This is a genomic window from Corallococcus aberystwythensis, assembly GCF_003612165.1.
Lineage (GTDB): Bacteria > Myxococcota > Myxococcia > Myxococcales > Myxococcaceae > Corallococcus > Corallococcus aberystwythensis.
Window position 1 is genome coordinate 1 of sequence record NZ_RAWK01000307.1, and the last position, 10,997, is coordinate 10,997.

At 66.9% G+C, this 10,997-nt stretch carries 8 protein-coding genes; 6 read left to right on the forward strand and 2 right to left on the reverse strand.

The window, feature by feature from the left end; translation table 11 throughout:
- From D7W81_RS35210 to D7W81_RS35240, 6 genes are all read left to right on the forward strand, one after another.
- On the forward strand, positions 1-1,267 hold a 1,267-nt coding region (locus tag D7W81_RS35210), incomplete at its 5' end, for a TolC family protein (protein ID WP_147445733.1).
- 5 nt (positions 1,268-1,272) lie between these two features.
- Entirely contained in the window at positions 1,273-2,460 is a 1,188-nt protein-coding gene (locus tag D7W81_RS35215) for an efflux RND transporter periplasmic adaptor subunit (protein WP_208721584.1), read from the forward strand.
- A complete protein-coding gene (locus D7W81_RS35220) occupies positions 2,457-5,573 on the forward strand; it encodes an efflux RND transporter permease subunit (RefSeq protein ID WP_120559766.1) in 3,117 nt (1,038 codons plus the stop codon). Before D7W81_RS35215 ends, D7W81_RS35220 begins: the two co-directional genes overlap by 4 nt.
- 120 nt (positions 5,574-5,693) lie before the next feature.
- A complete protein-coding gene (locus D7W81_RS35225; protein WP_147445734.1) occupies positions 5,694-5,978 on the forward strand; it encodes a hypothetical protein in 285 nt (94 codons plus the stop codon).
- A 132-nt stretch (positions 5,979-6,110) separates the two neighbouring features.
- Positions 6,111-6,569 carry a DUF2267 domain-containing protein gene (locus D7W81_RS35230; protein ID WP_120559768.1) on the forward strand — a complete coding sequence of 153 codons (459 nt, stop codon included), beginning with the start codon at positions 6,111-6,113 and terminating at the stop codon, positions 6,567-6,569.
- A gap of 745 nt (positions 6,570-7,314) precedes the next feature.
- Positions 7,315-7,779, forward strand: coding sequence for an SMI1/KNR4 family protein (locus tag D7W81_RS35240; RefSeq protein WP_244227659.1), 465 nt, complete (start codon positions 7,315-7,317; stop codon positions 7,777-7,779).
- Positions 7,780-7,811: 32 nt separating this feature from the next.
- Here the strand turns inward: D7W81_RS35240 and D7W81_RS35245 are convergent, their stop codons facing one another.
- Positions 7,812-9,332, reverse strand: a complete 1,521-nt coding sequence (locus D7W81_RS35245; protein WP_120559771.1) for a class I SAM-dependent DNA methyltransferase — start codon at positions 9,330-9,332, stop codon at positions 7,812-7,814.
- Entirely contained in the window at positions 9,329-10,912 is a 1,584-nt protein-coding gene (locus tag D7W81_RS35250) for a restriction endonuclease subunit S (RefSeq protein WP_120559772.1), read from the reverse strand. Before D7W81_RS35250 ends, D7W81_RS35245 begins: the two co-directional genes overlap by 4 nt.
- Positions 10,913-10,997: the final 85 nt, after the last annotated feature.

The window sequence follows — 10,997 nt, forward strand, 5'->3', positions numbered from 1 at the left end:
CCCCAAGCCCCCCCGGCAGGACTCCGGCGCCGCTCCGATGACCCTGGAGCGTGCCGTGGAGCTCGCCTCGCAGAAGAACGAGGCCGTGCTCGCCGCGGGACAGACCGCCGAGGCCGCCCAGGCCCGCGTCGCCCGCGCCCGCGCCTTCTTCCTCCCCACCATCGCGGCCACTGGCACCTACACGCGCCGTCTGCGTGAGTCCACGCGCGAGGTGGGCGGACAGACCGTCGTGCTCCAGAAGTACAACGCCCTGGGCGCGGTCTTCTCCGGCCGGATGACCCTCTTCGACGCGCGCGGCTTCCCCCTCTACCGGGCCGCGAAGCTGGAGAGCGAGGCGTCCAAGCTGGATGCCGTGGAGACGCGCCGCCAGGTGGCCTTCAGCGCCGCCAATGCCTTCCTCGTCACCCTGGCCAACCAGCAGGTCTACCAGGCCGCCGAGCAGCGCCTGGCCTACGCGAAGCAGAGCCTGGCGGACGCGCAGGCCCGCGCCACCGCGGGGCTCGCCAGCACCAACGACGTCACCCGCGCGGAGCTGGAGCTGGCCACCGCTGAGTCCAACCTCGCCGCCGCCCTGGGCACCGCGGAGACGAGCCGCCTGGAGCTGGGCTACCTCCTCGTGGAGCCGGTGCAGGGGGAGCTCGCGCCGCCGGAGCCGCTGCTCGCGGACGCCGTGCGCCCCGCGCCCTCCCTGGAGCTGCTCACCGAAGGGGCCACGGACCGGCGGCCGGACATCCTCTCCGCGCGCCTGCGCGTGCGCTCGCTGCGGGAGAGCGCGAAGGAGCCCCTGGCGCGCCTGCTGCCGTCCCTGGGCGCGAGCGCCCAATACCGCCTCACCAACGAGGCGGGCCTCAACGGCAACGTCGGTGACGGTTTCCTCGCCGTGGACCTCACCTGGACGCTCTTCGATGGCGGCGCCCGCTACGCCGAACGCGACGAGCGCGTGGCCAACGCCAACGCCGCGGAGCTGAACACCCAGGCCGCCACCCGCCGCGTGCCGGTGGACATCGAGCAGGCGCGGGTGAATCTGGAGACGGCCCGCGCCGCGCTCGCGCAGAGCGAGCAGGCAGCGAAGGCGGCGCGCAAGAACGCCGCGGAAACGGGCATCCTCTACCGCCAGGGTCTGTCCACCGCCCTCACCCTGGCGGACGCGTCCTTGAGCCTCTTCGAGGCGGAGGTCGCGCTGGCGCAGAACCGCTATGGGCTGGGTGTCGCACTGCTGGGCCTGAGGGCCGCTGTCGGACTGAATCCGCTGGGGAAGGAACCGTGAAGGCCATGCAACGCACTGGAGTCCTGGCCCTGTCGCTGGCCATGCTGTCCCTGGCCCCTGGCTGCAAGAAGGACGCGCCCGCGCAGGGCGGCAAGGGCGCGGGGCGGGGCCCCACCCAGTTCCCCGTGGAGGTCGCGCCCGTGCAGTCGCGCGACGTGGAGTACGCGGTCAGCGCCGTGGGCGCGGTGGAGGCCTTCGAGAGCGTGCAGATCACCGCGCGCGTCCCGGGCGCCCTGGAGCGCGTGAACTTCGCGGAAGGGCAGGTGGTGAAGAAGGGCGACACGCTCGCGGAGATTGAACCCGCGCGCTACGCCATCGCCGTGCGCTCCGCGGAGGCCGCGCTGCAGAAGGCCCAGGCCGCGCTGGTGGAGGCGAAGGCCGGCGCCCAGCGCCGCGCGGAGGTCAACGCGCAGAGCCCGGGCCTGCTGCCCGCCGAACAGCTGGAGACGTACCAGGCCCGCGCCGCCACCGCCCAGGCGGACGTGGCGGCGGCGAAGGCGCTGTTGGATCAGGCGCAGCTCAACCAGCGCGACGCCTTCGTGCGCGCCCCCATGGACGGCGTCCTCCAGACGCGCACCGTGCAGACGGGCCAGTACGTGCAGCCGGGCGTGGTGCTGGCCACGCTCCTGCGCCGTGAGCCGCTGCTCCTGCGCTTCAACGTGCCCGCGGCGGACGTGACGCGCATCACCCCGGGGATGCCCGCGCGCTTCACGGTGCGCTCGGACGGGGGGCAGTACTCCGCGAAGATCACCTACGTGTCCGCGAGCGCGGACGCGCAGAGCCGCATGGTGGCGGTGACCGCGGAGGTGACGGGCGAGGACGCGAAGAAGCTGCGGCCGGGCGCGTTCGCCACGGTGATCGTGCCGGTGGAGTCGCGTGGCGGCAGCCCGGTGATTCCGCAGACGGCCATCCGCCCCAGCGAGCGCGGCTTCCTGGCATTCGTGGTGACGGACAACAAGGCGCGCGAGCGCATCCTGGAGCTGGGACTGCGCACACCGGACGGGCAGGTGGAGGTGAAGGAAGGCCTCAAGCCCGGCGAGACGCTGGTGGTGCGCGGCGCGGAGGCCCTGCGCGACGGCGTGGCGGTGCGCGTGGATCAGGAGCGCCCGAAGCCGAAGGTGGGCGGAGAGCAGCCCCCAGCCGAGGCCCGCGGTGACACGAACGCGAATGCGGCCTCGGAGGGCCGGCCATGAGCATCACCGACGTCTGCATCAAGAAGCCGGTGTTCGCCTGGATGATCATGGCGGCGACCATCATCTTCGGATTGGTGGCGGCCCAGCGCATCGGCATCAGCCAGTTCCCGGACGTGGACTTCCCCACCATCAACATCTCCGTGTCGTGGGAAGGCGCCAACCCGGAAGCGGTGGAGTCGGACGTCGTCGAGTTCATCGAGGAGGCCGTGACGCAGGTGGAGGGCGTCAAGAGCATCACGTCCTCCGCGCGCCAGGGCAGCGCCAACATCACGGTGGAGCTGGACCTGTCGCGCAACGTGGACCTGGCGTTGCAGGACGTGCAGACCAAGGTGAGCCAGGCCCAGCGCCGGCTGCCGTTGGACATCGACCCGCCCGTCGTCTCCAAGTCCAACCCGGAGGACCAGCCCATCATGTGGCTGGGCGTGTCCGGGCCCTTCTCCCAGCAGGTGGTGAGCGACTTCGCGCGCTACCGCGTGAAGGAGCGCCTGCAGACGGTGCCCGGCGTGGGCGAGGTCATCCTGGGCGGCCTGCTGGAGCGCAACGTGCGCATCTGGGTGGATGCGCAGAAGCTGGATGCGCACGCGCTCACCGTCACGGACCTCATCGCCGCGCTCCAGCGCGAGCACGTGGAACTGCCCGCCGGCCGCATCGAGACGCAGGGGCGCGAGGTGAACGTGCGCTTCATGGGCGAGGCGCTGGACCTGGAGACGCTGGCGAACGTGGTGGTGCGCGAAGAGAGCGGCCGCCCGGTGTACCTGCACGACGTGGCCATCATCGAGGACGGCTTCGAGGACGAGCGGCGCCTGGCCCGGGTGAACGGCGAGCCCGCGCAGGCCATGGGCATCAAGAAGCAGCGCGGCGCGAACGCGGTGGCGGTGGCCCAGGAGGTGCGCCTGCAACTGGCGCAGCTCCAGAAGGAGCTGCCGGAGGGCATGAGCGCGACCATCAACTTCGACTCGACGCAGTTCATCGAAGAGAGCGTGCACGAGATTGAGTTCGAGCTCCTGCTCGCGTGCATCCTCACCGCGTTCGTGTGCTGGGTGTTCCTGGGGTCGCTCTCCAGCACGCTCAACGTGGTGCTCGCCATTCCCATGTCGCTGCTGGGAACGGTGGCCGTCATCTACTTCCTGGGCTTCACGCTCAACACCTTCACGTTGTTGGGCCTGGCCCTGGCGGTAGGCATCGTGGTGGACGACGCCATCATGGTGCTGGAGAACATCTTCCGGCACGCGGAGGAGGGGAAGGACCGGGTGCGCGCCGCGCGCGAGGGCACCGCGGAAATCACCTTCGCGGCCCTGGCGGCGACGCTGGCGGTGGTGGCCATCTTCCTGCCCGTCGTCTTCATGAAGGGCATCATCGGCCGGTTCTTCCTCCAGTTCGGCGTCACGCTGTGCGTGGCGGTGCTGCTGTCCTACGTGGAGGCCATCACCCTGGCGCCCGCGCGCTGCGCGCAGCTGCTCAAGACGTCGCGCGAGCACCGCAGCCGCATTGGCGTGGTGGTGGACAAGGCCTTCTCCAAGCTGGAGGCGCTGTACGCGCGGGTGCTGGGCTGGGGGCTGGTGCGGCCCTGGCGCGTGCTGCTGGTCGCGGTGGCGATGCTCATCCTGAGCGCGTTCGCGTTCAAGGCGCTGCCGGGCGAGTTCGTCCCGTCGCAGGACCAGGGCCGCATGTCCGTGCGCCTTCAGACGGCGGTGGGCAGCAGCCTGGAGGAGACCAACCGCCTCTTCAAGCGCGCGGAGGCGTTCGTCGCCAGCCGTCCTGAGGTCACGCGCGTGTTCGTGGTGGTGGGCGGCGGTGGCAGCGGTTCCAGCGTCAACGCGGGCAACATGAACCTGACGCTGGTGCCGACGGACCAGCGCATGACGCAGGCGGAGTTCGCGCAGGTGCTGCGCAAGGAGCTCAACAGCTACCCGGGGCTGCGCGCGGTGGTGCAGGACCTGTCCCAGGCGGGCTTCACCGCGCAGCGCGGCTTCCCGGTGGAGTTCAGCGTGCGCGGGTCGGACTGGGACAAGCTGGTGGAGGCGAGCCAGTCCCTGCGCGAGCAGCTCCAGGCGTCCGGCAAGGTGGTGGACCTGGACACGGACTACCAGCTGGGCCAGCCGGAGCTGCGGATTACGCCGGACCGCGCTCGCGCGGCGGACGTGGGCGTGCCCATCCAGGCGGTGGCGTCCACGGTGAACGCGCTGGTGGGCGGCGTGCGTGTGGGCAAGTACAGCAGCGGCGGGCGGCGCATCGACGTGCGCATGCGCCTGCTCGCGAGTCAGCGCTCGCGGCCGGAGGACCTGTCGTTGCTCAAGGTCCGCACGGCGAACAACGCGCTGGTGCCGCTGTCGTCGCTGGTGTCGCAGGAGGAGCTGCCCGCGCTCCAGGCCATCACCCGCCGCGACCGTGAGCGCGCCATCAGCCTCTTCGCCAACGTGGCGCCGGGGTCCAATCAGGAGGAGGCGCTGGCCACGGTGGAGTCGCTGGGCAAGGACCTTCCTGGAGGCATCCGCGTGGTGGCGGGCGGCGCGAGCGTGGCGTTCCGCGACTCCATGAGCAGCCTCATCTTCGCGCTCTTCATGGGCATCGCCGTCGCGTACATGGTGCTGGGCGCGCAGTTCAATTCGTTCCTGCACCCGGTGACGGTGCTGACCATCCTGCCCCTGTCCGTGGCGGGCGCGTCGTTCGCGCTGCTCGTCACGGGGAACACGCTGAACATCTTCAGCATGATTGGCCTGCTGCTCTTGATGGGCATCGTGAAGAAGAACTCCATCATCCTGGTGGACTACGCGCTCCAGCAGCGCGAGCAGGGCGCGGACGCGATGCAGGCCATGCTGCGCGCGGGCCCGGTGCGCCTGCGTCCCATCCTGATGACGTCCACCGCGACGATGATGTCCGCGGTGCCGGCGGCGCTGGCGCTGGGCGCGGGCAGTGAGACGCGCGCCCCCATGTCCATCGCGGTGCTGGGCGGCCTGTCCGTCTCCACCGTGCTCAGCCTGCTCGTGGTGCCCGCGTTCTACGTCGTCGCGGACCGCCTCAAGACGCGGCTGGGAAACCGGCTGCGCAAGGGGAAGGGCGGGGACGACTCGGACGCCGTCCACGAGGAGCCCCGGCCCGTGCCGCACGGGTAGTGGCTTCAAGCGCCTCCTGTCCACTTCCTGAAGGTCATTCCTTGCGGCCCTGACGCGGGCCAGAGGGAATCCGAGCTATCCTCAAGGTGCTGTTCAACCGGGTTTTCACCAGGAGGAAGCATGCGAGGAATGATTGGAGCGCTGATGTTCGCAGGGCTGGTCGCGGGCTGCGGGGGCGGGATGGAGGACGTGGGCGAAGAGGCCACGCTTTCCGCCACGCCGTCCGAGAACCCGGCCGACGTGAACGCCCTGGCCTGCACCAACAACTCGGTCCATTACGCCCAGTACTTCTACGAGAACGGCGTCGAGTGCGGCCTGCGGTACTACTTCTGTGACGGGCGCGAGGCGACGCGCGGGTGCCAGACGGAGACGTATACCCAGTACTACTACTGCGGCTGTCCGTAACGGCAGGCGGCAGGCCGGGGCCCTGAAGCCACCGCGCCCCGGCGCCCTGGGACGATGCAGGCGCCCTGGCACATGCGCAGCGTCTCCGGAACACGGCCCCGACCGGGGCCCCGAACCTTCGGAGACGCCGCCATGGCCACGCCTGTTCCTCCCGACACCCACGCCGTGCCCGTGAAGGAGCGCGACGAGTCGCTCGACCTCCAGCCGTTCCTGGACGAAATCCAGGGCGACGCGGTCATGCACAGCCAGGGCCTGGAGGCCCGCGAGGCCGCCAGCGCGGTGTTCTGCTCGCTCGCCCGGCGGCTGTCGGATGGCGAGGACGTGAAGCTCTACCGCGCGCTGACCGGCGGCATTGGCGCCATCCTGGGCGCCTGCACGGTGCACCGGGGGCCCTCACGCGCCAAACGCATTGGCCGCGATGAGTTCATCACCGACGTGGCGGACCACCTGCGCATCAAGCCCGACCAGGCCTTCCGCGTCGTCACCGCGGTGTTCACCGCCGTGCGCGACCGAATCCCCGAGGACGAGGTCGCCGCCGTGGCCTCTCAGTTGCCTGCCGACCTGGGCGACCTGTTCCGCAGACCTGTCTGACGGCTGGACGGGGTTCAGGAGCGCAACCAGGCATCATTCTTCCGCAGTGGTTAACTTTCACCGTCCGTCGTGCTGACGTGTAGCGCGATGCCAACCTCTCAATCCTACTCGCGCACCGCGTGCGCAGTCGCAATCGCCGCACTTGTCGGGTGCGGCTCCGCTACCGTCGGTGGTGTGGGCCGGCCCGCTTCGGCGAAGTGGGTCGGCTCGGTGGTCAACACGCCGGACGGCGGGCAACTTCAGACGACCATCTACTACGGCCCCTGGCAGTGTACGGACGCGTTCCTTTCCGAATGCGGAAGGAAGTGCGCCGCGCAAGGCCGGATGCTCAAGGGCTGCATGTGGCTGGCCGACATCAAAGGGGATTGGCGGGGGCGCTTCTTGTTGCTTCCGGCGCAAGCCGGTGGCCGGCTTGCCATCACCCATTGCTGCTGCGACTACTCGACCATTTCCAATGTGAGCCAGCAGCGACGCATCTGGAATCGGGCTCGCGACAGGTTCCGGGAAACATGGGCGGAGGAGTTCGGAGCGTGGCCCCAGAGCGGAGGTACTCTCTGGGAGGGACACCACATCTTCGACCTCTGGCACGGTGGACCGCCCGTCGCCCCCTCCAACGTGCTACCCGTCCCACCGGACGTTCATCAGGTGCTCAACCAGCAGTACCCGGCCTGTTACGCCGGGGGCGGCCAATGGAGCATGCCTGGGCCCGCGCGGCCCTACGTCGACTAAGCCCATGCCGCCCCTCATGGAACGCTTGCTGGCTGAAGTCTCTCGGCTCCACTTCCCGGAGCCTCCGGCGACGCCTGGGCAGATTGCCGCCTTCGAGGCACGCGTGGGTTGGCGGTTGGATTCGGACCTGCGCGCCTTCTATCTGCACTGCAACGGCGCATCGCTCTTTCGTCCCCGGCTGACCGCGAACTACCGGATCCTCTCGCTCGATGAAATCAGGCGCGCACGAGCCGCCATTCGAGGCAGTGAGCGGGAGGAGGACGGTCCACCCAATTGGTACACCGTCCTCTATCTCCAGGACGGCGACTACATCATCGCCGACGTCTCGCGTACGCAGGATGGGCGCTTCCCGCTCCTTGACGCGTTCCACGAAACGTTTCCCGACCCGGCCGAAACACGCCAGGTGGCTGCGTCATTCGGTGAGTTCCTGGAGAAGGCCCTCGCCAGTGGCGATGACTTCTTCTGGCTGGACGCGGGCTGAGTTCCGCCCGCGTCGTGGCCTTCCTACGCCGGTCAGCTCCCACCACCTGCTCTTGAGCGGACTCCGGTTCCTCCGATGCGGGAGAGGTCTGTCTGGATCGCCTCGAACTGCTCAAGTGCCGCACGCAGGTCGTCGACAATCTCACCGGCAATGACGTCCGGAGCAGGCAGGTTCGCGGAGTCCTCCAGCGACTCGTCCTTGAGCCAGAAGATGTCCAGGCTCACCTTGTCCCGCTGGAGCAACTCCTCGTAGCTGTACGAACGCCAGCGCCCCTCTGGAGCCTTCTTCTCGGACCATGTGGCCTTGCGCTGGTGCCGGTTCTCCGGCTGGTAGCAGGCAACGAACTCGTCCAGAGCCGCCCGCTTCAGCGGGTTCGTCTTCAGGGTGAAGTGCTTGTTCGTGCGCAGGTCGTAGACCCAGAGCTTCTCGGTCCACGGCTTCTCCCGGCCCGGCTTCTTCTCGAAGAACAGCACGTTCGCCTTCACGCCCTGCGCGTAGAAGATGCCCGTCGGCAACCGCAGCAGGGTGTGCACGTCGCACTCGTGAAGCAGCTTGCGGCGGATCGTCTCTCCCGCTCCGCCCTCGAAGAGCACGTTGTCGGGCACCACCACCGCCGCGCGCCCGTTCACCTCCAGCAGCGTCTTGATGTGCTGCACGAAGTTGAGCTGCTTGTTGCTCGTGGAGGCCCAGAAGTCGTCGCGCACAACGGTGAGAGTCTCCCTCTCCTGCTCGCCCTCCTCGTTGATGACGGTGACGGAGGACTTGCGGCCGAAGGGCGGATTGGAGAGAGCGATCTTCCACCGCTTGCCCGGGTCACTGCGAATGGCGTCATCCACGACGACGATGGGTGTCTCATCACCGCCAACGCCGTGGAGCAACAGGTTCATCGTGCACAGGCGGGCGGGCGTATCGGCGATCTCCCACCCTCGGAGCGCCTCCAGCTTGAGGTGCTTCTTCTGGTCCCGGTCGAGCTTGTTGTTGCTGACAATGTAGTCGTGGGCCGAGAGCAGGAAGCCGCCGGTGCCCACGGCCGGGTCGATGATGGTCTCCCCTGGCTTGGGCTGAACCACGTCCACGATGGCGCGGATCAACGCTCGTGGGGTGAAGTACTGCCCGGCACCGGACTGGGAGGCCGTCTTCTCCAGCAAGCCCTCGTAGGCGTCACCCTTCACGTCGGCGTCGAGGCTCGACCACTGCTCGCGGTCCAACAGGTCCACAATGAGGCGGCGCAGCTTCGCGGGGTCCTGAATCTTGTTCTGGGCTTTGCGGAAGATAAGTCCCAGCGTCCCCTTCGACTTGCCCAGTGTCTCCAGCAGGTGGCGATAGTGGGTTTCGAGCGCGTCGCCCTCCTTGCTCATCAGGCTGGGCCAGTCGAAACCTTTGGGAACGGGCGAAGGCCGGTTCCACGGAGCCTGTGTCTGCTCGTGAGCCATCTTGAGGAAGAGGAGGAACGTAAGCTGCTCGATGTAGTCGCCGTAGGAGAGGCCATCGTCCCGGAGGACATCGCAGTAGTTCCAGAGCTTCTGAACAATTTGGGCCGAGTGGTTGCTCATCGGACTGCCTTCATTTTCGGGACAGTGGTGGTCTGCCTGGATCGGCCCTGTTTAGGCACAGGCTGGTTTCCCACAGTGGCACGGATGCGCTCTAGGAGCCTTGAGGCCGGTTCGTCTTCATCCAACTGAGGGGTGATCAAACCCTCGAATGCACTACGAAGAATAGCGACACGAAGAGTAGATGATCTGCGTGTAGCCGCATCGGCAGTCATCTCCAAGTGATCGATGGTGGAGAAACGGCGGTCGATCTCTGCTGCGATCCGCATTTGTTCTGCAAGAGGCGGCAGTGCCACCAGGAAGTCGGCAATCTGCGTCGTGAACATGTGTTGAATAAGGCTGCCGGTGTTCAACCCATCAACAAACCTCCGAAAAGCCCATGCCTTGAACATCCAAAGGCAGAAACCATGGCTTAGGAGAACTGGCGTCAACCTTGCGAGTCGCTGATTCAGGAGACAGCGCTCGTTAGGATCCGTGAGGCAAACGCGGCCAAGAAACTCATCCTTGAGTGACTGTGCCGTCAGATTGATGACGATTTCATTGCCTCTCAAGATGAGGTCTGGGTTCTCGGTTGCGTAGGCTTCCGGCATGTGTCGAGTATTGTCTGCCGTCCACTGTAGTCTTCCCGAGACGTGCATGTTTCCGGGCCGCAGTAGCTTCGTCCCTGACTCGGAGTAGTCCTTGCTCGGGAACGGTCGCCCGTTCTGCGAAAACCCAACCTGCTCCCATCGTGCCCATGTCCAACCTTGGGGTAGGGGAGCTAGCCCTGTGGCCACGGCAGGCGCAGGTTCGACATACTTCGTCTTCCACTTGTCATCCTTGGGCGGCTTTCCAGCTGCATTCATCTTGGCAAGCTGATCGGCCTCCCAGCGGGCGCGGCGCTCCTTGATGATTCGCGCGAGGAGCTTGTCGGCGGGCTCGTAGTCGCGCTTTTCGCGGCGGGCGAGTTCGGCCTCGGTCGGAACGAGCCGTCCTTCGCACGCGGCCTTCAGGACAGAAGCCCGGTACCGCTTAAGCTGCGCCTGTACGCGCTTGAGTGCCTCGACTCCGGCGTCGAGCCGAGTGAACTGCTTCTCGACCTCGCCAATGATTCGGTCCTGCTCGCTCGTCGGCGCGAGCGGTATTTCAAACCGCAGGAACGACGCGAACTCCACATTTGCAACTGTTGTCCCGGATTTGGTGCAGTCTTTGAGGATGCGCTGTTCGAACGCTTTGAGGCCAAGCGCGACGTATCTTGCCCGGACTCCCTTTCGTGGCGTCAGCGACTTTAGGTCTTGATTGATGGCAACTGGCTTCTTTGTGGTCGCGACTGGAAGAGTTCTTTCCAGGATGCCACTTCGAGTCACGACGAGAACCGATTCCACCGGCACCAATCGAGTTGCCGACTGCTCGATTGCTGTCTTCGTGATGTAATCTTCGGCATCAAAAATGAACTCCGCCTTCATGTCCTTTGGAGAAACCCATGGAATTTCTCCATTCCAGAAATTTGGATTTGATTTAGATGGCGTGCCCCCGCCAGACCAAGTTCCTAGTTCTGACAGAGCAGTGCGAATCCAATTCGCAGGCAGATTGTTCTCATTCATGCGACAAGCACCGTATTCAGTTCTTCGAGCAGCTCATCAAGCTTGCCCGCGAACACCTGATGGACCCGCCCGAGCCCGCCCTTCA

Excerpts from the sequence above, each read along its gene's own strand:
- D7W81_RS35215 (WP_208721584.1), top strand. The coding sequence starts at position 1,273 with ATGCAACGCACTGGAGTCCTGGCCCTGTCGCTGGCCATGCTGTCCCTG.
- D7W81_RS35220 (WP_120559766.1), top strand. The coding sequence starts at position 2,457 with ATGAGCATCACCGACGTCTGCATCAAGAAGCCGGTGTTCGCCTGGATG.
- D7W81_RS35225 (WP_147445734.1), top strand. The coding sequence starts at position 5,694 with ATGCGAGGAATGATTGGAGCGCTGATGTTCGCAGGGCTGGTCGCGGGC.
- D7W81_RS35230 (WP_120559768.1), top strand. The coding sequence starts at position 6,111 with ATGGCCACGCCTGTTCCTCCCGACACCCACGCCGTGCCCGTGAAGGAG.
- D7W81_RS35240 (WP_244227659.1), top strand. The coding sequence starts at position 7,315 with ATGGAACGCTTGCTGGCTGAAGTCTCTCGGCTCCACTTCCCGGAGCCT.
- D7W81_RS35245 (WP_120559771.1), bottom strand. The coding sequence starts at position 9,332 with ATGAGCAACCACTCGGCCCAAATTGTTCAGAAGCTCTGGAACTACTGC.
- D7W81_RS35250 (WP_120559772.1), bottom strand. The coding sequence starts at position 10,912 with ATGAATGAGAACAATCTGCCTGCGAATTGGATTCGCACTGCTCTGTCA.